Source organism: Ostreibacterium oceani (assembly GCF_009362845.1).
Lineage (GTDB): Bacteria > Pseudomonadota > Gammaproteobacteria > Cardiobacteriales > Ostreibacteriaceae > Ostreibacterium > Ostreibacterium oceani.
In genome coordinates this window covers 1-26902 of sequence record NZ_WHNW01000003.1, presented here as the reverse complement: position 1 = coordinate 26902, position 26902 = coordinate 1, and the positions used below count along the sequence as shown (strand labels likewise).

General features: G+C 45.5%; 27 protein-coding genes, 2 tRNA genes, 1 other RNA gene and 1 pseudogene. 11 read left to right on the top strand and 20 right to left on the bottom strand.

What is annotated here, in order from left to right:
• Positions 1-69: 69 nt before the first annotated feature.
• The 7 genes from GCU85_RS03495 to GCU85_RS03465 all read right to left on the bottom strand — a co-directional run bounded on the left by GCU85_RS03495 (position 70) and on the right by GCU85_RS03465 (position 4181).
• Positions 70-597, bottom strand: coding sequence for a hypothetical protein (locus tag GCU85_RS03495; protein ID WP_152809415.1), 528 nt, complete (start codon positions 595-597; stop codon positions 70-72).
• Between the two features lie 419 nt (positions 598-1016).
• Positions 1017-1487, bottom strand: a complete 471-nt coding sequence (locus GCU85_RS03490) for a hypothetical protein (protein ID WP_152809413.1) — start codon at positions 1485-1487, stop codon at positions 1017-1019.
• The gene (locus GCU85_RS03485) at positions 1487-2116 is read right to left on the bottom strand and encodes an RHS repeat domain-containing protein (protein ID WP_152809411.1); all 630 of its coding nucleotides are present in this window, start codon (positions 2114-2116) and stop codon (positions 1487-1489) included. The genes GCU85_RS03490 and GCU85_RS03485 overlap by 1 nt, the downstream gene beginning before the upstream one ends.
• A gap of 647 nt (positions 2117-2763) precedes the next feature.
• Positions 2764-3192, bottom strand: a complete 429-nt coding sequence (locus tag GCU85_RS03480; protein WP_328592787.1) for an RHS repeat domain-containing protein — start codon at positions 3190-3192, stop codon at positions 2764-2766.
• An 88-nt stretch (positions 3193-3280) separates the two neighbouring features.
• On the bottom strand, positions 3281-3604 hold the full coding sequence (locus tag GCU85_RS03475) for an RHS domain-containing protein (protein WP_152809409.1): 324 nt from the start codon (positions 3602-3604) through the stop codon (positions 3281-3283).
• 418 nt (positions 3605-4022) lie between these two features.
• A tRNA-Asp gene (locus tag GCU85_RS03470) sits at positions 4023-4099 on the bottom strand.
• Positions 4100-4105: 6 nt separating this feature from the next.
• Positions 4106-4181, bottom strand: a tRNA-Val gene (locus GCU85_RS03465).
• Between the two features lie 177 nt (positions 4182-4358).
• On the opposite strand from GCU85_RS03465, the gene GCU85_RS03460 reads away from it, so the two are divergent.
• A complete protein-coding gene (locus GCU85_RS03460; RefSeq protein ID WP_152809407.1) occupies positions 4359-4541 on the top strand; it encodes a hypothetical protein in 183 nt (60 codons plus the stop codon).
• On the opposite strand, the gene GCU85_RS09940 is transcribed toward GCU85_RS03460, so the two are convergent.
• Positions 4516-4764 (bottom strand): DUF1674 domain-containing protein, encoded by a 249-nt coding sequence (locus tag GCU85_RS09940; RefSeq protein ID WP_218110513.1) that lies wholly within the window; start codon positions 4762-4764, stop codon positions 4516-4518. The genes GCU85_RS03460 and GCU85_RS09940 overlap by 26 nt on opposite strands.
• A 53-nt stretch (positions 4765-4817) precedes the next feature.
• On the opposite strand from GCU85_RS09940, the gene ygfZ reads away from it, so the two are divergent.
• From ygfZ to GCU85_RS03420, 7 genes are all read left to right on the top strand, one after another.
• Positions 4818-5705: a CAF17-like 4Fe-4S cluster assembly/insertion protein YgfZ gene (gene ygfZ, locus GCU85_RS03450; protein ID WP_152809405.1), complete on the top strand. Its 888-nt coding sequence runs from the start codon at positions 4818-4820 to the stop codon at positions 5703-5705.
• A gap of 107 nt (positions 5706-5812) precedes the next feature.
• On the top strand, positions 5813-7228 hold the full coding sequence (locus GCU85_RS03445) for a TonB-dependent receptor (protein ID WP_152809403.1): 1416 nt from the start codon (positions 5813-5815) through the stop codon (positions 7226-7228).
• A 123-nt stretch (positions 7229-7351) separates the two neighbouring features.
• Positions 7352-8047, top strand: a complete 696-nt coding sequence (locus GCU85_RS03440) for a YhcB family protein (protein WP_152809401.1) — start codon at positions 7352-7354, stop codon at positions 8045-8047.
• Between the two features lie 374 nt (positions 8048-8421).
• The gene (gene trpB, locus GCU85_RS03435) at positions 8422-9642 is read left to right on the top strand and encodes a tryptophan synthase subunit beta (protein ID WP_152809399.1); all 1221 of its coding nucleotides are present in this window, start codon (positions 8422-8424) and stop codon (positions 9640-9642) included.
• An 18-nt stretch (positions 9643-9660) separates the two neighbouring features.
• Positions 9661-10473: a tryptophan synthase subunit alpha gene (gene trpA / locus GCU85_RS03430; RefSeq protein ID WP_152809397.1), complete on the top strand. Its 813-nt coding sequence runs from the start codon at positions 9661-9663 to the stop codon at positions 10471-10473.
• Positions 10474-10572: 99 nt separating this feature from the next.
• On the top strand, positions 10573-11610 hold the full coding sequence (gene accD, locus GCU85_RS03425) for an acetyl-CoA carboxylase, carboxyltransferase subunit beta (protein ID WP_152809395.1): 1038 nt from the start codon (positions 10573-10575) through the stop codon (positions 11608-11610).
• Positions 11611-11704: 94 nt separating this feature from the next.
• Positions 11705-13048 (top strand): bifunctional folylpolyglutamate synthase/dihydrofolate synthase, encoded by a 1344-nt coding sequence (locus tag GCU85_RS03420; protein ID WP_152809393.1) that lies wholly within the window; start codon positions 11705-11707, stop codon positions 13046-13048.
• Positions 13049-13092: 44 nt separating this feature from the next.
• On the opposite strand, the gene GCU85_RS03415 is transcribed toward GCU85_RS03420, so the two are convergent.
• The 12 genes and pseudogenes from GCU85_RS03415 to ffs all read right to left on the bottom strand — a co-directional run bounded on the left by GCU85_RS03415 (position 13093) and on the right by ffs (position 24037).
• On the bottom strand, positions 13093-13911 hold the full coding sequence (locus tag GCU85_RS03415; RefSeq protein WP_152809391.1) for a TIGR04282 family arsenosugar biosynthesis glycosyltransferase: 819 nt from the start codon (positions 13909-13911) through the stop codon (positions 13093-13095).
• 102 nt (positions 13912-14013) lie between these two features.
• On the bottom strand, positions 14014-14829 hold the full coding sequence (locus GCU85_RS03410; RefSeq protein ID WP_152809388.1) for a glycosyltransferase: 816 nt from the start codon (positions 14827-14829) through the stop codon (positions 14014-14016).
• Complete coding sequence (locus GCU85_RS03405) at positions 14826-15008, bottom strand: hypothetical protein (protein WP_152809386.1); 183 nt, start codon at positions 15006-15008, stop codon at positions 14826-14828. Before GCU85_RS03405 ends, GCU85_RS03410 begins: the two co-directional genes overlap by 4 nt.
• A 5-nt stretch (positions 15009-15013) precedes the next feature.
• Complete coding sequence (mtnP, locus tag GCU85_RS03400; protein WP_152809384.1) at positions 15014-15859, bottom strand: S-methyl-5'-thioadenosine phosphorylase; 846 nt, start codon at positions 15857-15859, stop codon at positions 15014-15016.
• 25 nt (positions 15860-15884) lie between these two features.
• Positions 15885-16745 carry a sterol desaturase family protein gene (locus GCU85_RS03395; RefSeq protein WP_218110512.1) on the bottom strand — a complete coding sequence of 287 codons (861 nt, stop codon included), beginning with the start codon at positions 16743-16745 and terminating at the stop codon, positions 15885-15887.
• A gap of 15 nt (positions 16746-16760) precedes the next feature.
• Positions 16761-17720, bottom strand: coding sequence for an arsenosugar biosynthesis radical SAM (seleno)protein ArsS (gene arsS / locus GCU85_RS03390; RefSeq protein ID WP_152809382.1), 960 nt, complete (start codon positions 17718-17720; stop codon positions 16761-16763).
• A gap of 115 nt (positions 17721-17835) precedes the next feature.
• Positions 17836-19257: pseudogene (locus GCU85_RS03385) on the bottom strand (dihydrolipoyl dehydrogenase family protein); the annotation flags it as partial.
• A gap of 122 nt (positions 19258-19379) precedes the next feature.
• Positions 19380-20105 (bottom strand): TVP38/TMEM64 family protein, encoded by a 726-nt coding sequence (locus tag GCU85_RS03380; protein WP_152809378.1) that lies wholly within the window; start codon positions 20103-20105, stop codon positions 19380-19382.
• 289 nt (positions 20106-20394) lie between these two features.
• Entirely contained in the window at positions 20395-20988 is a 594-nt protein-coding gene (gene recR / locus GCU85_RS03375) for a recombination mediator RecR (RefSeq protein WP_152809375.1), read from the bottom strand.
• 73 nt (positions 20989-21061) lie between these two features.
• Complete coding sequence (locus GCU85_RS03370) at positions 21062-21388, bottom strand: YbaB/EbfC family nucleoid-associated protein (RefSeq protein WP_152809373.1); 327 nt, start codon at positions 21386-21388, stop codon at positions 21062-21064.
• A 141-nt stretch (positions 21389-21529) separates the two neighbouring features.
• Positions 21530-23788, bottom strand: a complete 2259-nt coding sequence (gene dnaX / locus GCU85_RS03365; protein WP_152809371.1) for a DNA polymerase III subunit gamma/tau — start codon at positions 23786-23788, stop codon at positions 21530-21532.
• A gap of 152 nt (positions 23789-23940) precedes the next feature.
• Positions 23941-24037, bottom strand: an RNA gene (gene ffs, locus GCU85_RS03360) — signal recognition particle sRNA small type.
• Positions 24038-24268: 231 nt separating this feature from the next.
• On the opposite strand from ffs, the gene GCU85_RS09935 reads away from it, so the two are divergent.
• From GCU85_RS09935 to GCU85_RS03345, 3 genes are all read left to right on the top strand, one after another.
• On the top strand, positions 24269-24973 hold the full coding sequence (locus tag GCU85_RS09935) for an archaeosortase/exosortase family protein (RefSeq protein ID WP_218110511.1): 705 nt from the start codon (positions 24269-24271) through the stop codon (positions 24971-24973).
• Between the two features lie 8 nt (positions 24974-24981).
• Positions 24982-25608, top strand: coding sequence for an exosortase H-associated membrane protein (locus tag GCU85_RS03350; RefSeq protein WP_152809369.1), 627 nt, complete (start codon positions 24982-24984; stop codon positions 25606-25608).
• A 238-nt stretch (positions 25609-25846) separates the two neighbouring features.
• Positions 25847-26746 (top strand): hypothetical protein, encoded by a 900-nt coding sequence (locus tag GCU85_RS03345; protein ID WP_152809367.1) that lies wholly within the window; start codon positions 25847-25849, stop codon positions 26744-26746.
• The last annotated feature ends 156 nt before the right edge of the window (positions 26747-26902 follow it).

Below are 26902 nucleotides of genomic sequence, written 5' to 3'. Positions count from 1 at the left end.
TTGTCGGTGAGTAGCTGTGGTGTAAAATTGTTTATTGCTGGGGATGGTCATTTTGGTAATAGCTGTAGCTTAAGCTATCCCCTGTTTTGTCGATTTTGACCAATGGATGGTGGTATACGGTGAACTCGGTTCGTACAAATACCCCTGAATAAACTCACCCCGCTCGTCAAACTCCGCCGTCAGTCCGTTGTGCGTGTAGAAGTAATAGGTGGTCTGGCTATTACCAGCTTTTTGCACGGTTTTCTTAACACGGCGATTTTCTAAGTCATAAGCATTTTGTTGGACGAATTGTTGCCCTTCTTGCCCACCGCGAGTAACACTCACCAGTCGCTGACGCACGTCATACGCATAATCGGTGGTGAGATTGCTCGCGGTCCCGACCAACTGGCTGGTATTACTATTGAGAATGCATCGGGTATCGTATTGAAAATTATTAAACGGTGTGTTAATCAGCTGGTCACGGGCGTTGTATTGCCACTGCCCAGTATTCGTATTATTGCCCGTATTGTTGTCGCCCAGTAATTCGCTTAAGCGATTACCCACCTCGTCATACGAATACGTCTCGTTATCCAAAGTCGGGGGATTGGTTTGAATCACTCGACCCTGATCCCTTTGATTCTGTGCATGAAATAGATTGGCAATAAAAAATTAATGATAACATGTGAATAATAGACATAAATAGGACCTAGCATAAAATAAGCGATGAGCAAGCCACAAATGCCAGAAGCCCAATAATTCAATAAATTGAATCGTTTAAGTAAAGCTAAATAGAGATAACCTAACGTGAAATTCACCAAAAAAATACTAACTAATAAGATTAAGATATAGCCTACTAAACCGCGCTCTAGAGTTGCAATTGGGGGATTGCTACCCAATAGCAATTGGGATGCAATTGGGATAAATAATGCCACAGATAAAATACAAAGGCTTGAAACAATAAGGCTGGTCAATAAGATTGCTCGGCTTAATGAAACATTATTCTTAAATAAATGAATAGCCATTTTATTATTTTCTCCCTAGTCGCACTGCAGCTTCAAAAACAGCTTTAAAATACTGTGCTGCGCTGTGTTTATTTGTATATCCCGATAAAAAATATCATAGCTATCTTCGGGATTTTGCGACGCAACAAAAAAGACCTTCCGTTTTTCAATAGGGTGGTAAAAGTAATGTATGATACGATTTATTTCGACACTTTTTTGCTGGCGATTGTCATAAGCAGAAAAGGTTTCCCATTGATTATAACCGTGACCGCGACATTGCATATAGCCGCTATTTAACCAAATGTTTTTCAGCTCAACTGCCTTTTCATCAATAGGGTAGTCTGCAGGGAGCTGATAAACATACTGCACTGCCGATAGTTCATTTATAATGTGTAAATTTAAGGCTTCAGACGGAATAAGATTCTTGTCTATAGCAGGGCGGTTACCAATTCCGACTAACAAAAAATTTAGGCCGACAAAAACAGTCATCAGTATGAGTATCTTCATTATTTATTCATTTTTTTACAATCAGGCTCAGGACAAGGAAATTCATTTTCAGGTCGAGCACAATTACAATAAGCAGGTGTATCAATGGGTCCGTCAGGACTTACTGAAGCACCACCGACTGTCACAGCATCCGCTGAAGGCAGGTGCGCATTATCATTCCCTGGCGCTCTGAATCCTACATCATTGCCACAAGGAATACATTCCCAATAGCATAAGCAAAACCCAAGAACATTGAAAGGCAAACTACTACCAAATTGATACCATGTTCCATTGCAAATAGGTGGCGGTGAGGGCTCAGGGCATTCCCCCAGAGAACTACAATATCCTTTCAATCCCAATTCATCCACAAACATCAGTGGACTTTGTCCTGCATACCCATACGTATTAATGCCACCTGCTAACCCAATCGGGTCGGTTTGCAAGTAGCGACCTAGGTTAGGATTATAATCTCGATGATAGTTTTGGTAAAGGTTAATTTCTTCGTCGTGTACCTGCCCTGGAAAACGCAGGTTATTTTTCACCGTCTCGGTGGTGATTTGCACTTCACCGAAAGCCTGATAAAAGCCTTGCCAGACGATATTCGCGGATTTGTCGGTGAGTAGTTTGGCGCAAGTCCGTTTATGACCCATTAATCACTAACTGATTTCGCTATCGTAATACGATAAAATCCATCGTGGGTTTTATAGTATCCATGATGCTAATGTTTTAATTTTAAGAATAAGCTACGGCAAATGAGTAATTATTTTCTTGTGAGCAATCGAATAATCCCCTGACTTTTAATAATCACAAAGAACCAAAAAGATGCCATAACAACATTTTGCCAATTAACTTGTTCTAACACTGAGTAATTGTAATCAGATAACGAAGAAAATTCACTATTAATTAATAGAGTTTCCATTCTGTAGGCGTAAGTTATCGATAGTATATCAGGTGTGTACAAAAATAAATTAAAATAAGAGAAAATTATGATTATTAAATTAGTTAGCGCATATCGTCCCTCCATATCTGCTCTTCCGAAACACGTAATTGTGCTCCCATAAATCCAAAAAAGGGCCATCAATAAAAAGAAGATTGTTGCGTAAACTAGCAAAAAAACAGAGGTGTGCATGATTAATGAATCCTGCTCTATTAATATTCCAGGCATAGTGCCAATTCCCTGATAAACTAAAACTATGTCTATGATAAATTTATAAAGCAAATAAATAAGATTTAATCTTACGAAGATTTTCACTACATCTAAATAGTTCATTTCATTCACAATCTAATTATTATTCGGTTAACTATTTTCGCATGGTTCAGCGCAAAAATCCGTCCCTTCACAAACTTTAAGACAAGCTTTAATGTTAAGCCCATGCGCTGTCTCACAAACCCATTGCTCACCCAAGACAGGCCTCCGTACTCGGTGAGGCCTATTTCTGTCACAATGACTACTATCCATTTCTATACAGGCTTTTTTGCATTTCTCGCATGCTTCTGGATCGGGTTTTGGTTTTGGTTTTGGTTTTGGTTCACACCAATGCCCCAGTCCTGCATTCTCCAAAGCTTGGCAAGATGGTTCCAGCCCATAAACATCCACAAACACCAACGGACTTTGCCCTGCATACCCATACGTATTAATGCCACCTGCTAACCCAATCGGGTCGGTTTGCATATAGCGGCCTAAATTAGGATTATAATCCCTGTGGTAGTTTTGGTAAAGGTTAATTTCTTCGTCGTGAATCTATAAAACCCATCCGTGGGTTTTATCCTTGTGCGCTTGCTAAGGCAAAAGCGCACTGCGGACTCGCGTTGGCTTACGCAGTAATCCGCCGCGATTCAAAACGTGTTCCTGTCGTTTTGTGACCCAGGAAACGCAACGGGTTTTTCACCGTCTCGGTGGTGATTTGTATGTCACCGAAAGCTTGATAAAAGCCTTGCCACACCACATTCGCGGATTTGTCGGTGAGTAGCTGTGGCGTACCTAGATGGTCGTTTTGGTAATAGCTGTAGCTTAAGCTATCCCCTGCTTTGTCGATTTTGACCAATGGATTGGTGGTGTAGGGGCTGCTTGGCTCGTACAAATACCCCTGAATAAACTCACCCCGCTCGTCAAACTCCGCCGTCAGGCGCTGGCGCACGTCGTAGGCGTATCATTAATTTGACTTTGAATAATCAAGAAAAAACTTTTTAAACAATGCCACTAGCCAATATAAAAGCAAATCGAGAACCAACAGAGCACATATCACTAAAAAAATATAAGCGACATAACTAATTATTTTATCATGGCTAATATTCAAGCCCCGCCCAAGGAACATTCCATTAATATAACCGAAAGGATAATAAAGAAATACCCAAATCCTTCTACCAAAGCTAACACCATGATAAATTTTGCAATGCTTACATTTATAGCCTAACAAAGGATAAAGAATAAAAATTAGTAATTTGATTTTTTTATTGCAGCTTTTGCATTTTGGTTTTTGCATTTCAACTTATTTCTCACTTTCTATAAGACAACGGAAATAAAAAAAGCACGTAGTTTTCACTACGTGCTGTATTTGGCGGAACGGACGGGATTCGAACCCGCGACCCCCTGCGTGACAGGCAGGTATTCTAACCAGCTGAACTACCGCTCCAATAACTGGTGGGTGCTAAGGGACTTGAACCCCTGACCCTCGCCTTGTAAGGGCGATGCTCTACCAACTGAGCTAAGCACCCGATAGGTGTTGCGTATTTTACAGATTTATGACGACTTGGCTAGTTTTTTTGTTAATTTTTTATCGCCTTTTTATTGCTTTTTAAGCGGGGCAATCATGCCTTTTTGCCAAAAAAACATTTATCTCTATGAATAAATAAAAAATAAAAATGGTTTCAAATCGGCGGTAGCTCGCCTTATTGCCACCTTATTACCGCCTCATTACCGCCTTATTGCCACCTTATTACCGCCTCATTACCGCCTCATTACCGCCAGCTCACGCTAAAAAACATCGAAATCCAAGCAAAAAAGCGGCATTAAGCGGCACAGCATTAAGCGGCGTGGCATCACATGGTATTAAAAATCAATACACCGCCCTTTGAATTCCCAATCGCCATAGCGCGTTGGCTCTAGCCCTTTTTCTGGCTTGCGACCGCCGTATTCTTTGGGCATATTTTCGGACACTGGCGAGTTCGCATTGGCCTGATTGGCTTGATTGACCTGCATGCCAGCACTTTCTAAGTCTGCTGGCTTCTCTGATGGCGCTACGGGATTAGGTTGTTTGGCATTTTTTTTTGGTCTATAGATTTTCACGGCATCTGTCATCTGGTAAACTCCTATCGTATAATAAACTATCTTAATAAATTGAGTATAACAAAATGCATAACATTTGGGCAAAATTACCATATAAAAGCTATGCCGTCAGCGGTCACGACACCACCAGCTTTTTACAAGGGCAACTCACGCAGGACGTTAATCAGATAAGCGAAAACCACTGTCAATACGGCGCATTCTGTTCGCACAAAGGCCGCATGTTTGGCGTGTTTTTACTAAACAAACTGAATGATACTTTCTATTTACGCATTATCGAATCCAGCGAACAGCCCGTTGTTAACCGCTTAAAAATGTTCGTTTTGCGCGCCAAAGTCACTTTTGAAGCACTCAGCGACACCCACATTGGCTGTGACAAGGCAATGGCAGCAGCCTTTTGCGAGGCACAAGGCATCACGCTGCCTACGGCTGACTTTGAGGCAATCACTCAAGATGGATTGTCAATCTGTGCGCTACCGAAGCACTTTTATGAAATTCGCCTTAGTGCCGATTCACCGCTAGCGCATTGGTTTGACCAAACGCACCCTGACCAAGAAAACACCCCCGCAGTAAATGCACTGCGCTTGGCTGGTGGACATTTTAACATCCAGCCTGACGGCATTGAAAAATGGTTACCCCAGCAGACGCCTTTGGATAATTGGGGTAGCATTAACTATCAAAAAGGCTGCTATGTCGGCCAAGAAATCATCGCTCGTAACAAATATTTGGGCCAAGTTAAAAAAGGCTTTGCCGTCGCCACCATTGATGCACCGCTCACCTTAGCGGTCAATGCAACTATCCAGCATGAAGGCAGAGACATTGGTCAAATCATCGAAACCCAAATCATCGGTGCGCAAACGATTTGCCTAGGCTTGATGCCATTTGATCGCATGCAAACAACACTGACTATTGAGGGCCAGCCCGCCGTTTTTCATCGCATCCAAGATGACGTATAATGGCAGCATTAAGGTCGTATTAATGACCAAAATGACTAAAACAACAAAGATAACCTAACACTACCCGACAAAGCAACCACCCGACAAAACAACCATCAGAGGCAGACATGAAACAAACCGTTAGCAGCCGCTCTACTAAGAAAAAAGCATTGCGTATCAATTTGGATGAAAAGAAATACGGCACTATCGTAGAGATTGGCGCAGGACAAGAAGTTGCCCGCCAATTCTTTCGTGCTGGCGCGGCTGCAGGCTCCATCGCCAAAACCATGTCAGCCTACGACATGCAATTTTCGGATGCCATTTACGGCGTGCAAACAGGGGGGCGTTATGTCAGTAAAGCACGCGCCAAAGCCATGATGGAAAAGGAATTTGACCTTGTCATCGAACGCGTTGCCAAAACACGCTCAAAGAATTCTCGCTTTTTTGCCTACGCAGCCACCGTTGCTGCCAAAAGTTGGAACCGTGACAACGAATGCCATGCGTGGTGCGGTGTCCGCTTGCAGATGTACCCTGGCGCCGCGCCTTCGGACATTATTGTCCACGCTCGGATGCTAGATAAAACCGCCGAGCAGCAACAAGAGGCCCTAGGCGTACTCGGCGTCAATATTATCTATGGCGCTTACTACTACAGCGACAACCCCAGAAAAATCATTGATTCACTGACAGATAACCTAGAGCCTGACCGACTAGAAATCGATTCGATTGAATTTAACGGCCCCTACTTTGAAGAAATCGACAACCTTGGCATTAACTTACACCTCATTCGCAGCTGGAAAACGCGAGCCGTCATGTTTTATTCAGATGGCTCTGTCGCTGTACCCGCTGAGATGTTGTATAAAAAGAATGTCCTTGCGATTCGAGGCTCGTTTCGCCCTGTCACCAAACTCAACGTTGATATGATTGAACAAGGCATGCACGCCTTTCGCAAAACGGCAGACGTGGATGATGACAACACGATTGCTATCGCAGAGATTAGTTTAAATGACTCGCTAGGTAACGATCACGGCGCCACCGAATCCGATATTATCGAACGCGTTCAGCTATTGACGCATCTCGGTTACCATGTGATGATTTCTGACTATACCCGTTACTTTTCATTACGCGCCTATTTTCGTCAGTACACGCAAATGCAAATTGGGATTGTTTTAGGCATCATCAATATCCGACAAATCTTTGACCATGCCTTTTACCGTGGTATCGAAGGCGGCATGCTAGAGGGGTTTGGCAAACTATTCCCAGATAATACTAGGCTATACGTCTATCCAGAAAAAAACGCAGACGATCTCATCACTGCTGACAACTTAACCTTAGCAGACGACATCAATCATTTGTACCAGCACCTAAAAGCAAACCACTTTATTTGCAGCATTGATTGCAGTGACACGGCCTTGTTGGATATTTATTCTAGAGAGATCATTAAATCGATTAAAAACGGGGATAACGATTGGCAAGCCGCTCTACCCGAAGGGGTTGCAGAAATGATCACCAACAACGGTTTGTTTGGCTGCCAAACGACATCTTAATGACGCCATAATCACATCTTAATCACGTCATAAATTTGTGATGATTTGTACCATTAAAACAAGTACCATGACAATTAATAACAACTAAACGACAATCACTAAACAACCCGCAAAGGAGCTCCCATGAACCAAGAATTATTACTGGCATTAGTCGCCGCTGTTGCCCTCATCATCGGCTTTATTATCGGCAAGATGGTAGGCAGCAAGTCAAAAAACAACCCCGCCACACAAAAAGCACAAGAAGAATTAGAAGCCTACCAAAAAGCAGTCAGCGAACATTTTGGCAAAACGGCAGATTTGATTGATGACCTGACTCAAAGCTACAAAAAAGTCTTTGACCACCTGGGAGAAAGCGCCCACACCCTGCTCAACGAAGACGAAGTTAACACGCACATTGCATCCCGCGCCAGCAAAACCATCACCCTAAGCTACCAACCAAACTCGCAAAAACAACCACCAAGCAATAGCCAATCAGATCACGCAACACCTGCATCTTCACCAGCAGCAGGGGCAGCATCAGGGGCAGCAACTGCCGACAAAGTAGTGAATAACACCAAGCAGCAACCTAAATCTGAAAGTGATTTGGACGCGATGCCCTTGGATAAGACGCCTTCAGACAAGGCAAATTCAGACAAGGCAAATTCAGACAAGGCAAATTCAGACAAGGCGCATTCAAACAAGGCAGCCCCGGATACGCGCAACACCAAAATTGACGGCACAAACACTGCGTCAAATAATGAACCAAAAAATGCCGACAGAAACGACGATAAAAACAACGATAAAAGCGACGACAATAGCCAAACAAAACACAGCAAATAGCAAATTTAAGCACACGCTAAATTCCGCAGCGATTGACTTTACCCGCACAAGGATGTGCGAGTAAAATCCACGAGTCAATCCCAATACGTCACAAACAATTAATCCTTACAAAGGTTCTTGCAAAGGTTCTTGCGAATGTCCTTGCAAATATCCTTGCAATTATTGCATACCTGTGATAAAAATATCCCCATGAAGCAGCTACGACCAAAACCCTACAACAAAATCAAAAACGTCTTGATTAAAAAGACGATTTTAGCCAACCCGTAATCTATTGATCTTCTACCAACTGAGCACCCCTCAATCAAACGGCTAGTCTGCTGATTATAGCCAGCTGATTATAGACAGCTTACCACCCCCATATTGGAGAAAATCAAATGCAACAAAGCGACATCGATAACTTTTATCAATACCCTGATGAAAAAGGGTTTTTCAATGAATTTGGCGGTCAATTTATTTCTGAAACGCTGATGCAAGCGGTACTGGATTTATCGCATCACTACAATAAAGCAAAGAAAAGCAAAGCCTTTTGGGACGAATTCGATGCTGACTTAACCCACTACGTTGGTCGGCCAAGCCCTTTATATTTCGCCAAACGCTTATCAGAAGAAAATGGTGGCGCCAAAATCTACCTAAAACGCGAAGATTTAAATCATACAGGCGCACACAAAATCAACAACACGGTCGGGCAAGCACTACTCGCCAAAAAAATCGGCAAAAAACGGATTATCGCTGAAACAGGCGCAGGGCAGCATGGGGTCGCCACCGCAACCATTGCCGCCAGACTGGGGTTAGAATGCGTTGTCTACATGGGCGAAAAAGACATTGCAAGACAAGCACCTAACGTGTATCGAATGAAACTAATGGGCGCGACTGTTATCCCTGCCAAATCGGGTTCTAAAACCCTCAAAGATGCATTAAACGAAGCCCTACGTGATTGGGTTGCGAACGTTGACGATACCTTTTATGTCATTGGCACGGTTGCAGGGCCACACCCTTACCCAGAAATGGTGCGCGATTTTAATTCGGTCATTGGTCGCGAAGCCAAACAACAAATCCTCGCTCAAACAGGACGCTTACCCGATGCCCTCGTTGCGTGTGTCGGCGGTGGCTCTAACGCGATGGGGCTATTCCACCCCTTTTTAAATGACCGCAGCGTTAAAATCTACGGTGTAGAAGCAGCAGGCAAAGGGGTCGACACCACAGAACACGCGATGGCTTTACAGCGTGGCAAAATTGGCGTGCTGCACGGCAATAAAACCTACGTCATGTGCGACTCACATGGTCAAATTACCGAGCCTTATTCAATTTCTGCAGGGCTTGATTACCCTGGAGTGGGACCAGAACACGCCTTTTTAAAAGACACGGCGCGCGCGACGTATGTTGGCATTAATGACGAAGAGGCACTGGCTGCCTTTAGGCTACTTTCGACCGTAGAAGGCATTATTCCAGCATTGGAATCATCGCATGCACTCGCCTATACCCTTCAACTAGCCAAGCAAATGGATAAATCTGAACAAATCATCCTTAACCTGTCGGGTCGCGGTGATAAAGACATGAACACCATCGCCAAAATCGACGGCGTTGATTTATCCTAATCGCAGCGAGGAATGACCATGAACCGAATTGAAACACGCTTTGCTGAGCTTAAATCAGCCAATAAAAAAGCCCTAGTCCCTTTTATCACGACAGGCGATCCAGCAGGAGTTGATATCACCGAACTCATGCACGCGTTAGTGTCTGGCGGCGCTGACATCATCGAATTAGGCGTCCCCTTTTCAGACCCTGCCGCAGACGGCGAGACCATCCAGCACGCCAGTGAACGTGCGATTGAAAACGGTGTCAGCTACGAGGATACCTTTGCTGCTGTCCAGGCCTTTCGCAAAAAAAACCAAACCACGCCCGTGGTATTAATGGGTTATTTAAATCCAGCAGAAATCCATCAATCAGGCTTTACAGGCTATGTCGAATCAGCGAAATCAGCGGGTGCTGACGGGCTAATTCTCGTCGATTTATCGTATGAATCAGGTGCCGAATACCGAAAATCAATAAAATCACAAGATATTGATTTAATAAACCTAATCGCACCAACCACCAGCAAAACAAGGCTAGGGAAAATACTCAAAAGCGCCACAGGGTTTGTCTATTACGTCTCTATGCGCGGCATTACTGGCGCAAATAAAGCGCTAGATAATCAAGAGATTGAAGCCGCCATCACTGCGATCCGAGAAAAATCGACGCTGCCTATCTGCGTCGGATTTGGCATATCGGACGGTGATACTGCCAAAAAACTCGCACAATATGCCGATGGCATCGTTGTTGGTTCCGCATTGGTAAAAAAACTGTATAATGCACAGCAAAATAATGAAAATGTTTTGGCAACCGCGACCGCATTTATGCAAACCCTGCGCCACGCGATTGATGACTGACTTATTGATGATGAAGCAATAATGCAGGCAATGATGCAGGCGACAGTGGAAACGACAATGCAGACAATAAATAAAGACAATTAACCTAAGGGCTTTGATATGAATTGGTTTGAAAAACTTGTTCCCTCGAAAATTCGCACCAACGACAAACGTCAGGTGCCAGATGGACTATGGTCTAAATGCGATGCTTGTGGCGCCACGATTTATACGGCTGAGCTGGTTGAAAACCAGCGTGTTTGCCCCAAATGTGACCACCACATGCGCATACCCGCGAGACAACGCGTTGAAAAACTACTAGACAAAGACAGCCTAGTCGAAATTGGCACCCAGCTAAAACCCATAGACAAGCTAAAATTTCGCGACGCTAAAAAATACAAAGACCGTTTGGTAGCCGCGCAAAAACAAACCCAAGAAAACGATGCATTGGTTGCCTTTTCTGGTCGTTTGCATGATGCGCCTATTGTTGTTGCGGCGTTTGAGTTTACGTTTATGGGCGGCTCAATGGGCTCTGTCGTCGGTGAGAAATTTGTTCAAGCTGTCGAAGCCGCTATTGCGGCGCAGTGTCCGTTTGTCTGTTTTTCAGCGTCTGGCGGCGCCAGAATGCAAGAAGGTCTCACTTCGTTAATGCAAATGGCAAAAACGTCTGCTGCACTCACCAAACTAAGCGATGCCCGCTTACCATTTATTTCGGTACTAACCGACCCAACCATGGGTGGCGTTTCGGCTAGTTTTGCGATGCTAGGCGACTTAATTATCGCAGAGCCCAAAGCCTTAATCGGGTTTGCAGGCCCGCGTGTTATCGAGCAGACCGTTAGAGAAACCCTACCCGAAGGGTTTCAGCGTAGCGAATTTTTGCTTGAAAAAGGCGCCATTGATAGAATTATTGATCGCAGAGCACTACGCGACGAATTAGCCAGTTTACTCAATGCGCTAATGCATCATAAAACGGGCAATGCGCCTGTGTCAGCGCGAACTGACGCAGCGCATCACAAGGCAGACAACAAAGCAGACAACGCGCCTGAAAAAACACCGACACAAGAAAACAACAGCGACAGCCCAAGTAACCACTCAGGCAACGACTCAAGCGATAACTCAAGCGATAACCCATCAGACACGACAACGCATGAAAAACAATAACCTGTGCTCTCACCGCTTTTCTAACGCGTGCTTTAACTGTTTTTCTCGCTGGCTTTCTCGCTGAATGTTTAACTAACCCTCAGCCAACCCAACAATGCATCGCCCTATTGACACCACCAGCTGGCATTTATCCGACTGGCTTTCTTTTTATGAAAAGCTGCATCCTGTTGGCATTGATATGGGGCTAGACCGCACCGCAAAAGTCTGGCAAACACTCCGTCAACGCCACCATATCGAGCGTATCGCGACCCAGTGCATCATCACAGTTGCAGGCACCAACGGCAAAGGCTCCACCTGTCAGATGTTGGCTGACTGCTTTGCAGGACAACTCAACCAAGTCGGTAAATACACATCCCCGCACATCACTGTATTTAATGAACGGATTCAAATCAATAACAATCCTGTCAGCGACCAATTAATTATCGAGCAGTTTCAACGCATTGAATCTGCACGCGGCGACATTACGCTGAGCTATTTCGAAGCCACCACATTGGCGGCATTATTGGTCTTCTTTTTTGAACAAGTCGAGTGCGCTATTCTAGAGGTTGGGCTCGGTGGCCGCCTCGATGCCGTCAATATTATTGATGCGGATGCCGTCATCATCACCAGTATCGGCGTTGACCACGCCGAGTATTTAGGCGAAAACGTGGTTGGCATTGCCCTAGAAAAAGCTGGCGTGTGTCGCCCTAACCGTCCTTTGGTCTTTGCGCAAACCGACATTTACCCCGAATTAATCGAATACACTCAAAAACAAGCTATCCCATTAAAAGCCAACGGAATTGACTACCAAATTACGAACCAAATCACGAACCAAATCACGAACCAAATTACGAACCAAACGCTGAATCAAGCCGTGCACCTACCTAATAAATCCTACCCAATTCCTGCCAATCTAGCCGAGTTGGGTGCAAAACAAATCGACAATGCAGCAGCGGTTATTACCTTATTGGACTGGATTGGCTATTTACCTGAGGATTATACAGACGCCTTAGCCCAGTTTGCGCTCGCAGGACGGCTACAAAAAATCGCCCAAGCACCCGATATTATTATTGACGTGGCCCATAATGCAGATGCCGCCAACAATCTTCGCCGTATCATTGCACAACACCGCCACCGCTACTCACAGTGCTATGCCGTTATTGGGATGCTAGCTGATAAAGACCATGCACAGGTGTTTGCCGCACTTGACGGCTGTTTTGACCGTGTTTTTTTGGGTGATACGCCTGGTACCAGAGGACTATCGGCAAAAGCACTGGCTGCCATTGCAGCGCCTTACTTAACGTGTCCAATGGCCTCTTATACAGACTTGACAGCGGCGTTGGCTGCCGCCAAAGCCATGGCAACACCTGATGATGTGATTTATGCGTTTGGTTCATTCACGGTGGCTTCAGCTTTGATGGGTCATCCTGACGCTTGCCCTAATTCCTCCTCGCCCTAATTCCTCGCCCTAATCCTTCGTTTTAATCAACCTTGCTAACGAAATCAGATAATGAAATCAGGTAGCTCATCACATAACCAAGCAAACAAGGCCTGCTGTGCCGTATTTTTCCGTGGCAGTTGTGAGAGCTCATCGCGCAATCGTAGTAAATCAGCAAAGACATCCACATCGCCCGCTACTGGCAGAACGGTCTTTGCAAGCCCTTTTTTTAACAACTGGGCACACAACATTTGACATGTTTCAGCGACACTGTAATTAACCGCCGTCCAGACGGATGGCGCTATCGGTTGCGCTGCGCCAAACAAGTAAAACCCCCCATCATAAGCTGGGCCAACGACAAAGTTATTATGCTGTTGCTTTAATTTATCATGGGCTTGTAATATCTGATCTGGTATAAGCTGCGGGCTATCGGTGCCTATCATTATCACCGCATCATAATGCGGTTGCAAGGCTTGATAAACCTGTGCCAAACGCTGCCCTAAATCCCCATTTCCTGTCCATAGCGCCGCAAAATTGGTCGCCAAATTATCACGCGCATAAACCCAGTACGGTGGCTTTTCGGCAGACACTGTTTGATTATACGGTTTAACGGCCTCCGCTTCGGCAACCGCCCAATAAGGCACGATGGCCTCAATCTGACCACGGGCGGTTATTTTCTGAGCTGCTGTCTGAGCTGCTGGCTGGGCGACTATTTGCACGGCCTCTTGCACGACCTGCGCGACCGCCGCGAGGCTTTTGGCGTAAAATTCAGTGGCTTTTTTTTCGCCTATTGTCTCTGCCAACCGCGTTTTGACAGGGCTCAAGCCAATGGTTTTGGCGAAAATCGCCAGCGCGACGCGATGGGTCGCCTGCTGATTACTCATTTGCCGCTACGCATTCGCTGTGACGCATTCGCTGTGACGCATCGCGCTTGTCTTAGGCCGTTTTTTGCCGATTGTTTCGTCTCTTGCGTTGTATCCATCATATTATTTTCTATCGCCTAACGGTTTTTGTATTTTGTGTTGCCGTTGTTGTTGCCGCAATCGGCGCAATCGACGTAATTGGCGCCATTCAGGCCATGCTTGCCGCAACCACAATATTTGATGTCGAATGGTTGTCCTTAGCCAGCCTTGGTGTTGATATTTCCGTGCGCTGGTCCATAACCAGCTGCCAACGGGTTGCAAGCAAATCCCCTGTTGCCGCGCCCGCCACACGAGCAGGTGATCCTCACCATAGGCGGCCTGTTCTGGGTATCCACCAAGCTGTTCAAATAAGTCGGCACCAAGACAAAATCCTTGGTCGCCAAATGGCGTGTGTGCCAGCCGAGAACGTAGTTTGACACCCATTTGATTAAGCCGCATTAAGGCCGTCGCATCTTTTAAAAATGCCAAATCAAAATAATGCAATCGCGTTGGGTGTTGGCTAATCGAATCCGCCAACGCATCAAAACTGTTATCCGACAACACGGTATCGGCATGTAAAAACCACAAAAAATCACCGTTGGCAACGGCGGCGCCCGCATTCATCTGGGATGCCCGGCCAGCAGGTGCTTGCTTGATTATCAACTGTCCACCTTCAGGTAGCGATTGTGTCGCCGTATCGGCTTGTAACCGCGCAAACAAATCGTTAGCCGACAGACTGGTAACCAATACGATATCAAGTACGCGATAAGCCGTGGATGTCTTCGTTAGCAATAACCTTGTCAACTGTGACAATAATAACTGCCAAGCGGTCTCATTATCGGCTAAGGGCACAATAATCGACAATGTGACGGGGGGCAAACTCAGCCTCTGTGTCTTCATACGGCGCTTATTGATGTCTCAATGCCAACATCAACGCCAACATCAACGCCAGCATCAATACTAACTCCATCAACGCTAAGGTGGACTGGCTTAATGTGCGCTAGCTTAATGTGCGCTAGCTTAATGTGCGCTGGCTTAATGTGGCTTAACGCGCTCCCTATAGCCCACTGTCGTCTCATGCTAATCATTGCATCAACACGTTCAACCAACGGCGTTGTGTGTTAGTTATCGCGGAGTCTGGCGTCAAAATGGCTTGATCTAACGCTCGCCGATACGTCTCATCGATAGGCGGCAACGGTGTCGCTAGCAATGCGGTTAATAATGCCTTGGCTTGCTCAAGCGACTGCCCATAGCGTGCAATGACCTCTGCGACCGTCACATGCTGCGCGGGATCATCTTGCCAGCAATCATAGTCGGTTGCGATACATAGCGTGGCATAGCATAGTTGCGCTTCGCGAGCCAAAAACACCTCCGGAACATTTGTCATCCCCACGACATCACACCCGACCATCCGTAAAAAATGACTTTCCGCTTTTGTCCCCAAGCGCGGCCCGTCAACGCAGGCATAGACTTTGTCTTGGTGCAGTGTCATGCCTTGTTGTTTTGCCTGTGCCGCCACCCACGCTGTCAAGTTGGGACAAACAGGCATTGCCGTAGAAACGTGTGCCACAACCCCTTGACCAAAAAACGTTTTATCGCGATTACCACGAATCAAATCTAGGTATTGGGTTGGCAAAATAAACGCCCCTGGATGAATGGATTCACGTAGGCTACCCGTCGCAGAAACCCCCAATAACTGCCGCGCGCCCAATTGTTTTAAGGCAAAAATATTGGCACGGTAGTTAATTTCATGCGGCATCAATTGATGCTGCTCACCGTGGCGCGGTAAAAATAACAGCGTGTGCCCTAAGCACTCCGCCTTGACAATCGGCGCCGAAGGCTGACCAAACGGTGTGTCGATTTTAATTTTATCAATAACATTCAATCCAGGTAATTGATACAGCCCTGTGCCGCCAATAATTGCTAACATATTAACTCCTCTGATAATCGATGATTTACTTTGGCTGGCCGGACTGATCGGGCTGGTCGGACTGTGTCGTGTTATTCGCGGTACTCGGATTACGCGTTGCTTGCCGCTTAAATGGCAATACCAACAACCACCAAAAGCCTGTTTTTTGTGCATCGGGATAGGCCGATAGCCCAATTTTCATGGCTTGGTGGCCTGCTTTTGGCTGTGCTCGATAGGTTTTAAAGAGATAATCCCAGCACGACAAATTAAATCCAAAGTTACTGTTGGTTTCTATTACTCGTGTCGAATGATGGACGCGATGCATATCGGGGGTCACCAATAGTTTACGCAGCACACGATCCACGTTGTGCGGTAGGCGTAGGTTGCCATGATTAAACAGCGCAGTCGCATTTAACAAGATTTCAAACAACACCACCGCCAAAAACGGCACACCCAATAACCACACAGCACTACATTTTATTAGCGCAGAAATGATAATTTCCAAGGGATGAAAACGCAACCCCGTGGTGACGTCAATGTCTTGATCAATGTGATGCACTTTGTGCAACCGCCACAACCAAGGGACGTAATGAAAAACCACATGCTGCCCATAAATAATCAAATCCAACACGATAACCGAGAGGATGACTTGCCAATAAAAGGGCAAATTGAGCCAATTAAATAGCCCGATGTCTTGCTGCGTTGCATAGATGGCAACGCTTGCCGCCGTAAAAGGCACAAACAGCCGCAATGCTAACGTATTCGCAACAACCAAAGCCAAATTCCTCGTCCAGCGTTTTGATTTGGCAAATGTCAGTTGCCGCTTAGGTCGCCAGTGCTCAGCCAATGCAACAGCAAGCAATACAGCAAAAAACACCCCTAATCGCCACACTATTTCACTCGTCACGATTAAACACCTCCATCAAAGCAACGCGCCGCCGCAGGAACTACCCGAACCTGCCGTACAGCCATAACAGTGATCGGCAACGGCAACCCCCGAATCAATCGCTGAAAAATCGTCAATCTGCCAAATATCACGCGGTTTTCCATTTAATGGAATGTCCAGCATCTGATTAAAATCACAATCATAAATTTGCCCATCCCAACCAATCGAAATCAAATCGCGACACATGACCGCTTGCGCGGCTTGTGGATTAAAATTATCAATCAGTAACTGCATATACGATTCAAGCTTACCCAATCTTGCCAACCAATGCGCATAGCGTTTGATTGGCATATTGGTAATCGTAAACAATTGGTTAAATTCAATACCAAACATAGTCTGCAAATGATTGTGATAATCCGCTGCTAACGACGCCTGTGGCGGCGGCAAATGCTCACCGACGGGGTTATAGACCAAATGCAACTCAAGCCCGCTATCTGGCTGCCCATAGCCTAATGCATTGAGTTTGCGCAGTGCCGCAACGCTTTTATCAAAAACGCCTTTACCCCGTTGCGCATCAACGTTGTCTTCCATATAGCATGGCAATGATGCCACAATTTGCACCTCTTGCTCGGCCAAAAACTCGGCTGTATCGGTCTGTCCTGGTTCGTACAATACCGTTAAATTGCAACGATCAATCACTTGTTTACCCATTGCTCGAATGGCGCTGACAAAGGGTCGAAAATGCGGATTTAACTCAGGTGCCCCACCCGTAATATCAACGGTATCAATACTTGGCGCTTTACTGAGCAGTTCAATCAATCGTTGAACCGTCGCTTGCGTCATGTTTTCCGTGCGATTAGGCCCTGACTCAACGTGGCAGTGATGGCAAGCTTGGTTGCAACGTTTACCAATATTGACTTGTAATGTTTTGAGCTGTTCACGTTTTAATACAATGCCGTGCGATGCTAACGTCTCAGCGAAACGGGGTTGTTCCATAAAATTCTCCTCTTTTAATCATGACCAACGCATTAATGATGCGTTTGGGATTGCAAAAATAGGCTATAATGAATAGACGATACAAAACGGACCACCGACCACCTAGGCAACAACCTCATCGTCGCCACGTATGAAACCGCCTCAACAAACGCATCGCCCAATTTGGCTTATGCGCTTGGCGCCACTGCCCCGCCACATATTTATTCGCCTCGGTAAAGGTGGGGTAGGCATGAATGGTACCCAGTATTTTATTTAAACCAATGCCGTGCTTCATCGCCAGTACAAACTCCGCGAGCAACTCACCTGCATGCGCGCCGATAATCGTTACCCCAAGGATTTTATCACTTTTTGGCCGAGTCAGCACCTTAATGAATCCATACGCTTCGGATTCCGTAATCGCGCGGTCTAAATCACTGAGATGATACGTCGATACTTCATAGGCAACGCCGTCGGCTTGTGCAGATTTTTCATTCAATCCGACACGGGCAACCTCTGGATCAGTAAAAGTCACCCAAGGAATCACCCGATAATCGACTTTAAATCGTTTAAACGGCGAAAACAACGCATTAATACTGGCGTACCATGCTTGATGTGCCGCTGCATGCGTAAACTGATACGGACCAGTCACGTCACCGCAGACATAAATGCTCGGAATATTCGTCTGCATCAGCGCATTCGCTGCCACCGTGCCTGTTTTATTTAGCTGAACACCCAGTGTTTCAAGGCCAAAACCTTCAATATTGGCTTGGCGCCCTAATGCAATCAGCACTTGGTCAAATCCAACGTCAACCCGTTCTCCTTGATGCAGACAAGTGACCGTCTTTGGACTAAAGCCCTCGACTTCATGTTGGGTTAGCACCGTCACATCCGCTTGACGTAATCGCGCTTCGATAAAATCAGTGACATTGGCATCTTCTCTGGACATAAGCGTCGGTGAGCGCTCAATAATGGTCACATTTGCGCCTAATCGTGCAAAAGCCTGCGCCATTTCCACGCCAATCGGCCCACCACCAATGATGGCAAGACGTTCTGGGCATGCAGACAGTTGCCACAAATTATCACTGGTCAAATAAGCAATATCAGCCAATCCAGGCAAATCTGGCACGCGTGGACGAGCCCCCGTTGCGACAATAATTGCGCGTGCCGTCAGCGCGCTACCGTTGACTAACACTTCGTGCGCACCCGTAATGCTAGCTTGCCCTGCAATACAATCAACGCCCAGTTGGCTATAGCGTTCAACCGAATCGTGTGGTTCAATGGTGGCAATAATCCGTTGTACTCGCTGCATCACCGTCTGAAAGTCCCATTCTACATGTGCTTGACCTAAGCCAAAATCTTCGGCCTGTTGGATTTGCGACAGCACTTTGGCCGTTTTTATCAGCGCTTTACTCGGTACACAACCGGTATTGAGGCAATCACCGCCCATTTTATGCTGTTCGATTAAGGCGACCTTGGCGTTGGTTGCGGCGGCGATATAACTCGACACAAGACCCGCTGCGCCTGCACCAATCACAATTAGATTATAGTCAAATTTTTTCATTCAAAAACGCTCATCGGTTGCCTTTTTTTGCTTATCTCTATTTGAATTAATATACATTTTTTTATTTAGTTACGTTTATTTAGTGTTAGCTTGGTGCTGTTGGGGTTATATGGCTAGCGTTATACGTTAGTCGCGTGTCTTTTACGCATCACCGCCAATATTTTTTTCGACAGTAACGGCAGTAACCCTAATAAAACAAAAGCAATCCACAGCGTCGGTGACATAATATCCGATAATGCCGTGATTTGCCCCAGCTCCGTCCCTGCATAGACATAAACGGCGGTACCTGCCAACATGCCGATTTGACTAACCACATAAAAAACCCACAACCGAATTGGCATCAGCCCCATTAATAAATTCACCACGAAAAAAGGCACCACAGGCACAAGGCGCAGTGCAAACAAGTAAAATGCACCTTCTTTTTTGATACCTTGATTCACTTTTTCCAAATAATGACCATATTTTTGCTGAACGGTATCCCGAAAAATAAACCGCGAAAACAAAAAAGCGAGGCTCGCACCGATGCTACTCGCAAATGAGACAACGACTAACCCAAGCAAAAAGCCAAACAAAGCGCCTGCTAATAACGTCAGTATGGCCGCAATGGGCAATGAAAGCGCCGTCGCTATCACATACAGCAAAAAGAAACCCAACAACACCAACAGACGATTGGCATCATAATAGGCGGCAAACACCGCGCGTTGCTGCTGGATGTAATCGAGCTGCATATACTGCGACAAGTCTAATGCAAAAAACGCCACAATCGCCATCATCACCACAGAGATAACAGCGATTTTTAGCAGGTTTTTACGATTTGACGGTGTACGATTTGACGGTGCTTTCATAACGTTTTCATCAAGTGACTCAGGGACTCGCGTGTTTAGGTTGCTCTGACTAGACCAGATACTAGACCAGATAATTCATCAGCTATGATTTATCAGCATGATTCATCACTAGACTGGCTTTGTCGTTTATACGTCTATTTACGCTAGGCTAATCAAAATGGTTTCAGTGTGATTCGCTTCCCTTCGTTTCGTTTCGTTTCGTTGCGTTGCGTTATAATTCATTTTTTGGGTAGTGGATACGAAGACTACTTAGCTATTTGGCTATTTGATTGATTGTTTGAGCTTGCGATTAAAACTGTGTTCGCCTTTCAAATGCGTGACCCAGTGTATAGCTGTCTGTGTATTCTAATTCGCCACCCATCGGCACACCAAACGCAATACGGCTGGTCGACACGCCATATTTTCTAGCGAGTTCCGCCAAATAATAGGCCGTTGCATCACCCTCTGCATTAACATTCGTCGCTAGAATCAGCTCTTGTGTTTGACCTGATTGTAGCGTGGCCTCTAATATATCCAACCCCAATTCATTGGGGCCAATCCCATCCAACGGCGACAAATGTCCCATCAGGACAAAATATCGGCCTGAGAAGTTAGTCGATTGTTCAATCGCAATCACATCCATCGGCCCCTCAACCACACAAATCAAGCTGTCATTGCGGCGGCTATCACGACAAATATGACAAATGGGATGTTCACTCAAATTGCGACAACGCTGACAACTACCCACACTGCCTACGGCAGCGTTAATGGCATTGGCAATTTGCGTCGCTGCAGCGCGGTCATGCTGCAATAGATGAATCGCTAACCGCTGTGCGGTTTTTTTTCCCACGCTAGGCATCAAACTAAGTGCTTGGATAAGGTGCTCAACTTTTTCAGAAAACATCGCGTTATAATTTGCTCCGCATTAAGCGTGTATCGCCTATTTTTAGCATGATTGCTAACAGTAACTATTTCGGTTAAAAGGGCATTTTCATACCGGGTGGCAGCTGCATGCCATTGGTCAGCTCTGACATATGTTCGGCGGCTTTTTCTTCGGCTTTTCTTAGCGTATCATTGAGGGCTGCCGCGACTAAATCTTCGAGCATATCGCGGTCTTCACTCAGCAAAGTCTCGTCAATATTCACACGTTTGACAACATTTTTGCACGTGGCCGTAATTTTGACCAAACCGCCTGCCGACTCACCCTCTACTTCGATATTTTCTAGTTCTTTTTGTGCTTTTTCCATGTTTTCTTGCATTTTTTGCACTTGCTTGAGCATACCGCCCATATTTCCACCAAACATATTAGTTACCTCTCTCGTTATCATTTATTTTTCGTCAATCTTGTGATTATCATTATGCGCCTAACCAGCCTACTCAGCCCAGTCAGCCGACCCAATACCGATGAAAATAAAACCGTATGATGTTCATACACAGCACGCACATTATGACGGTTTTTTGTCCATTTTCTTAATGGTATTTGTCAAAATTCTTGCCTCAAATTCATTCACCACTTGCTGCACAATAGGATGTTGCGTAAATGCCGTGATGACGGCTTGATCGGCATCGACTTGCGCTTTTTTTTGTCGTTCCGCTGGGGTTTCGCAACGAATATCGGTATAGTTGACTCGCACGTTTATCGGCTGAGCAAAATAGCATGACAGCGCCTCGCTCAGCTCTGTCATACTATCGGGTGTCACGAGCACTTCGTTAGCCGGCAATAAATCCAAAATAGCATCAGCCCTGCCTTGATTCGCCTCAATACGCAATACGCCAGCGCTGACAAAGTGATAGGTAAAATCAGATAGCCCCAAATTTTCGATGGCATCAAACCAATCGAATACCGCTATTTTCGATAGCAAAGCACCATCTGCGCTATCATTTTTTTCGTTGTTTTCACTGCTGTTTCCGCCGTCATCTACGCTATTACCTACCTTATTATCTATCCTATCGTTTGACAACACTTCGGTGTCTTTTTCAATCGGCATTTCGGCTGGCATCTCGACTGGCATTTCGGCTGGCATTTCGGCTGGCATTTCGGCTGGCATTTCGGCTGGCATTTCGGCTGGCATTTCGGCTGGCATTTCGGCTGGCATTTCGGCTGGCGCGGTTATGTCGCGCGCACTTTTCATCACCGCGCGTACCGCCTCCATAGAGGGCGTAGGGTCATTATCATTTGCAGGCGTGTTTGATAAATTATAGGGGTGCGACTCAGTCGCTGTGTGTTCGGGTGCAGCTGGAATTTCTGGATGTTGCGTTATTTCAGGTAGCGTCAGTGCCGCTGAGTTTGATTGTATCTCTGTCGCGCCTATCTCTGACACACCTGGAGTAGCCGACGAGGTGGCTGTCTCTGGGGTATCGCAGCGTTCAACTTGTTCAGCTTGTTCAGCTTGGTCGAAAAACTCAGATTCTGCCGCTAATAAACTGTCCGCCGCATCAACTGGACTGGATTTTACGTGTTGGGCAAATCCATTGTCTGGTGCGCTTTCTATTGGTGCGCTTTCTATTGGTGCGTCAGGGGCAGTATTCAGGGCAGCATCTGCGCTAACTTCTGCTTTACCTAGCGCTTCATTTGAATCGCTGTCATCAGAATACGTATCCGCTAGTAGTGTGCGGTGGCGTGGCACCCAATCCTCTGGAATAAACGCCAGCATACGCAACAAGGTCATTTCGATTACCTGTTTGGCATCATGATGTTGGTGCAATTGCGTCAAGGACTTATCGGCGATATCATACCAAAGGTGCAACAAAGGCTTGGGGATATCGTGCACTGTGCTTGATAGCGCAGCAGAAAGCGAATTAACAATGCCTTCTTTTGCCCAAGCCATTGCCTGCAAGCGCTGCATTAATTCTGTCAAAAAAGTCACTGCATCAATATCGTATTGGTCTAATCGCCGAACCGCTGCGCTGAGTTGATTCGCATTATTGGTGGCGATGGCAAATACAATCGCCTCAATATCTGCTGGATGAATTGTCCCTAAAATCTCTGATACCGCTTGCACAGTCAATTTGCCTTGACCATACGTAATCGCTTGATCGGTTAAACTCAGCGTATCGCGCAAACTACCGCGCCCTGCTTTTGCCAAAATTGATAATGCGTTGTCTTCAAAGCCAATGCGCTCACTATCACAAATATGGTGTAAATGCTGCTGAATTTGCCTATCGGTCAGTGATTTTAGGCTAAACTGGATGCACCGTGACAAAATCGTATTCGGGAGTTTATCAGGGTCTGTTGTCGCCAAAATAAACTTAACGTGCGGCGGCGGCTCTTCTAGCGTTTTGAGTAGCGCATTAAAGCTACTTTTAGAGAACATGTGAACTTCATCAATCAAATAGACTTTGTAACGCCCCTTGGTCGGCAGATACGCGACACTATCAATTAATTCACGCGTTTCATCAACACCGGTGCGTGACGCGGCATCGACTTCGATTAAGTCAACAAAACGCCCATCGGCAATTTCTTGGCAGCTTTGGCACGTCCCACAGGGATTAGGAGACACGCCGTTGGTCTCACAGTTAAGTGATTTTGCAAAAATTCGAGCAATCGATGTTTTCCCTACGCCACGCGTCCCCGTAAACAAGTACGCATGATGAACTTTATCTTGGGATAATGCATAGGCAAGGGCTTTCACCACGTGAGCTTGGCCCACCAAATCGTGAAAAGTTTGAGGTCGCCATTTTCTGGCTAAGACGCAATAAGTCATCAATGCATTATAAAAGATTTTACCGATGCCGCAAAGACAAAAGAAAGCAAAACAAAAGAAAGGTCAACAAGACAAGCGCTGATAAAAAACAATCCACAGCATAAGTTAAAAATAACGTGGGTTAGAAGCCACGTTGGTGGCAAAAAAAATAAGCTACACCAGCGGACTTCGGTGCACAACGTCGCTGCTGCCGCTGCTCCCTTCCGGGCCTGACGGGGTTCACAGTTGGTTGTCACGAAGGACCAGTGTAGCCACTGACTATTATACGGCAAATTGCCCCAAGGTAAAGCACAAGTCTTGCTGAGTATAAAAAATACCCAGCGCATGACTGCCTTCTTATCCCTTTTAAACGAGACGAACCAACCACTTTCTATAATTTGTGTTAAAATATGTGCGAGTTTACAGTGAGATGGGTAATTAAATTATTAATCTTTATCAACTCTTATCAACTCTTATCAATTCGATAACGGAGAATTCGCGATGCGATCCTTTTTAATTATTTTTAGTTTATCCGCGATTGCGATATTTGTTTTTCATTTTCAAGCAACCGTCTATGCAACGCTAACACAACCTTGGACCGAGCTGCTGGCAAAAATTAGCGCAAGCCTCATCCATTTATTCGACGATGACGTAACCAGCGCAGGCGTGCAGATTCTCACAGACCCGAGTCAAAACAGCCAAAATTTCGCAGGGGTTGAGATTGTCGCAGGCTGCAATGGCATTGAGGCTTGGTTAGTCCTTGTGGCTGCGATTATGGCATTTCCACCCTACAGCTACTTGCGGTTTCGCTGGGTTGTTTTAGGTGTTATTGTCATTATGCTATTTCCACTCGGATGGGATGCTTGGTTTGGCAAATCGCTTATTGCCTTTGCCTTTGTTTTGCTGACCCAGTTTTACTGCCCCATTGGCTGGCAAAAACTATGGGGGCTCGTGATTGGTTTTATTGCCATCCAAGCACTCAATGTCGTGCGCGTCATTAGCTTGTTTTACTTAGGCCAATGGGATAAAGGCCTGTTTGATTTTGCGCATTACTATGCATGGCAAGCGCTGATTATTTTGGATGCCTTGGTTGTCTTTTTAATTTGGCTCTCTAAACTACCTAATGAAAATCCGCCATCGGACCAACCACCGAATAACCGACAACCTGCAGACAACGCATCAACGGCCGCCATACAACAATCATGAACACCAATATGTCAAACGCCAACCAACCGACCAAAAATATCTATCGTTTTTTTGCCGAAACACTGATGTGGTCTATTATTTGTTTTGTCGCATGGTTTGTTTGCGCCCGTGTCTTAAACATTCCACTGATTTGGCTCTCTGAATGGGTGCTGGGTTTCTTAAGTCAAGGGACCATTACCGATGTCAAAATGCACTACAGCGCTACCGAAGGTTTTCGTGTCATCAACCAACAATTTCAAATCATGACCAGCATTCCGCCGCCTGGCGACCAACCTGTATTTGCCGCTACCACGCCGCTGATTTATGGTTATGGGCTGGCGCTATTTGCCGCCTTGACACTCGCCACCAACAAAGACGAAGGCAAAAAATGGCGAGAGATTGGCATTGCATATTTGGTCTTTTTAGTCGTACAACTGATTGGCATTAGCACGCAAGCATTGATGCAACTGGTGTATTTTTCGCCGCCTGCTATCAGCAGTCATTTTCCTTTGGTCAGCGAATACTTGAACGTATTAGGTGTCAGCTATCAGATTGCGACGCTGTTGCTGCCCCCAGTCACACCATTGGTGCTATGGATATTGTTTAACGTGGCTTATATTGAACAGTTAGTTGGGCGCAAAATTTCATCAAAATAGGCCGTCATGCCTAAGAAAAACATCAATTTTATCAAAGTTAAAAAAGAAAACACAGCAATTGAAACAAAAGGGATGACTTCATTTTCAAACCGTCAGACGTGAGAAATCCAGCAAAAGAAGTCGTAACCAATGAAGCGGCTTGTCTTTCTGAGCGATCGTTTATGGTCAATGGTGGTACAAATGGACTATCTAATCGAAAAAGCAAATTTAATAAAATCAAAGAATATTGGGGCATTGAATGAATATTTTAAAAGGTATCACACTAACCCTGTTATTTTTTCCAGGCTATCTTCTGGCCGCCGAATGTCGCGCAATAGACTTACAAAATATAACCGATGAACAGTTTCAGGAAAAATTTCCGTCACTCAACAAATCGGATTATAAAAACGCAGGAGCCGCTTTGGTTGAATGCCAAAATGACTCAGGTCAAAAGGGTTATCTTGGAGGCTATCTTCACGGCCCAGGTTATGTTGAACAAATATCTGGCAAGAAATCGTTATATATGGTTGTAACGCCGGGTGGGGGGGCAATGACTATTAATGCCGCTACACTTAACATTGTTAAAATGAGTTACGAGGGTTATGAGCAGCATGACGTTGATGGGTTATTGACAACATGTGAAGTTCTAATAGACCATCCTTTAACTATCAATAAAGTTACCCGTTATGAAACTGACCTAGCTCCTTTTTCTGAGTATCTTGCCGAAAAAGCAGAATCTAAGACTTGCCAAGAATCATATGAAATTACGAGAAGTCTCGATGAAATATTAATGCCATTAAATCCAAAATACGATGATACTGATTTCATCCCTGCAAAATCTAACTCTTACTACTATAGCCGAATAGGTCGCTATACCGCTTACCTAAAAAAATACCCGATGTCTGCCGACACGGTACAGCAATATACACAGATGGCGGTGTGGTTATTGAGCTATCAACTACATAACGAAGCGATTTTAGTGGCGACAAATGTCGTTAATTTTGACAACAGTATCACCCAAGCGTATTTTGTCCTAGGTCGCGGCTATGAGGCCCTAGGCGATAACGCAAAAGCAAACGAAAACTACAAGCGCTTTGTCGAGCTGGCACAGTCCCAAGGCATCGACATCCCTGCTGATATTCAACAGCGGGTTAATTGATGGTTAGATGGCTTATCTGTAAGATTTCTTCGGGTTGTTTACAGTATTTTTTGAGAGAATACTGTAATGAACATGCACAAACGAATACGCTTAACACCGCTTGATCGCCAAGAGATTTGGCGTCTTTATCAAACCAGACAATGGCGAGTAACCGAT

Coding starts and splice junctions, on each gene's coding strand:
- accD (WP_152809395.1), top strand. CDS start 10,573: ATGAATTGGTTTGAAAAACTTGTTCCCTCGAAAATTCGCACCAACGAC.
- GCU85_RS09935 (WP_218110511.1), top strand. CDS start 24,269: ATGCGATCCTTTTTAATTATTTTTAGTTTATCCGCGATTGCGATATTT.
- GCU85_RS03485 (WP_152809411.1), bottom strand. CDS start 2,116: ATGGGTCATAAACGGACTTGCGCCAAACTACTCACCGACAAATCCGCG.
- dnaX (WP_152809371.1), bottom strand. CDS start 23,788: ATGACTTATTGCGTCTTAGCCAGAAAATGGCGACCTCAAACTTTTCAC.
- trpB (WP_152809399.1), top strand. CDS start 8,422: ATGCAACAAAGCGACATCGATAACTTTTATCAATACCCTGATGAAAAA.
- trpA (WP_152809397.1), top strand. CDS start 9,661: ATGAACCGAATTGAAACACGCTTTGCTGAGCTTAAATCAGCCAATAAA.
- GCU85_RS03445 (WP_152809403.1), top strand. CDS start 5,813: ATGAAACAAACCGTTAGCAGCCGCTCTACTAAGAAAAAAGCATTGCGT.
- GCU85_RS03345 (WP_152809367.1), top strand. CDS start 25,847: ATGAATATTTTAAAAGGTATCACACTAACCCTGTTATTTTTTCCAGGC.
- GCU85_RS03420 (WP_152809393.1), top strand. CDS start 11,705: ATGCATCGCCCTATTGACACCACCAGCTGGCATTTATCCGACTGGCTT.
- GCU85_RS03490 (WP_152809413.1), bottom strand. CDS start 1,487: ATGAAGATACTCATACTGATGACTGTTTTTGTCGGCCTAAATTTTTTG.
- arsS (WP_152809382.1), bottom strand. CDS start 17,720: ATGGAACAACCCCGTTTCGCTGAGACGTTAGCATCGCACGGCATTGTA.
- GCU85_RS03410 (WP_152809388.1), bottom strand. CDS start 14,829: ATGAAGACACAGAGGCTGAGTTTGCCCCCCGTCACATTGTCGATTATT.
- GCU85_RS03440 (WP_152809401.1), top strand. CDS start 7,352: ATGAACCAAGAATTATTACTGGCATTAGTCGCCGCTGTTGCCCTCATC.
- GCU85_RS09940 (WP_218110513.1), bottom strand. CDS start 4,764: ATGACAGATGCCGTGAAAATCTATAGACCAAAAAAAAATGCCAAACAA.
- GCU85_RS03370 (WP_152809373.1), bottom strand. CDS start 21,388: ATGTTTGGTGGAAATATGGGCGGTATGCTCAAGCAAGTGCAAAAAATG.
- GCU85_RS03405 (WP_152809386.1), bottom strand. CDS start 15,008: ATGAGACGACAGTGGGCTATAGGGAGCGCGTTAAGCCACATTAAGCCA.
- recR (WP_152809375.1), bottom strand. CDS start 20,988: ATGTTTTCTGAAAAAGTTGAGCACCTTATCCAAGCACTTAGTTTGATG.
- GCU85_RS03380 (WP_152809378.1), bottom strand. CDS start 20,105: ATGAAAGCACCGTCAAATCGTACACCGTCAAATCGTAAAAACCTGCTA.
- ygfZ (WP_152809405.1), top strand. CDS start 4,818: ATGCATAACATTTGGGCAAAATTACCATATAAAAGCTATGCCGTCAGC.
- GCU85_RS03350 (WP_152809369.1), top strand. CDS start 24,982: ATGTCAAACGCCAACCAACCGACCAAAAATATCTATCGTTTTTTTGCC.
- mtnP (WP_152809384.1), bottom strand. CDS start 15,859: ATGTTAGCAATTATTGGCGGCACAGGGCTGTATCAATTACCTGGATTG.
- GCU85_RS03415 (WP_152809391.1), bottom strand. CDS start 13,911: ATGAGTAATCAGCAGGCGACCCATCGCGTCGCGCTGGCGATTTTCGCC.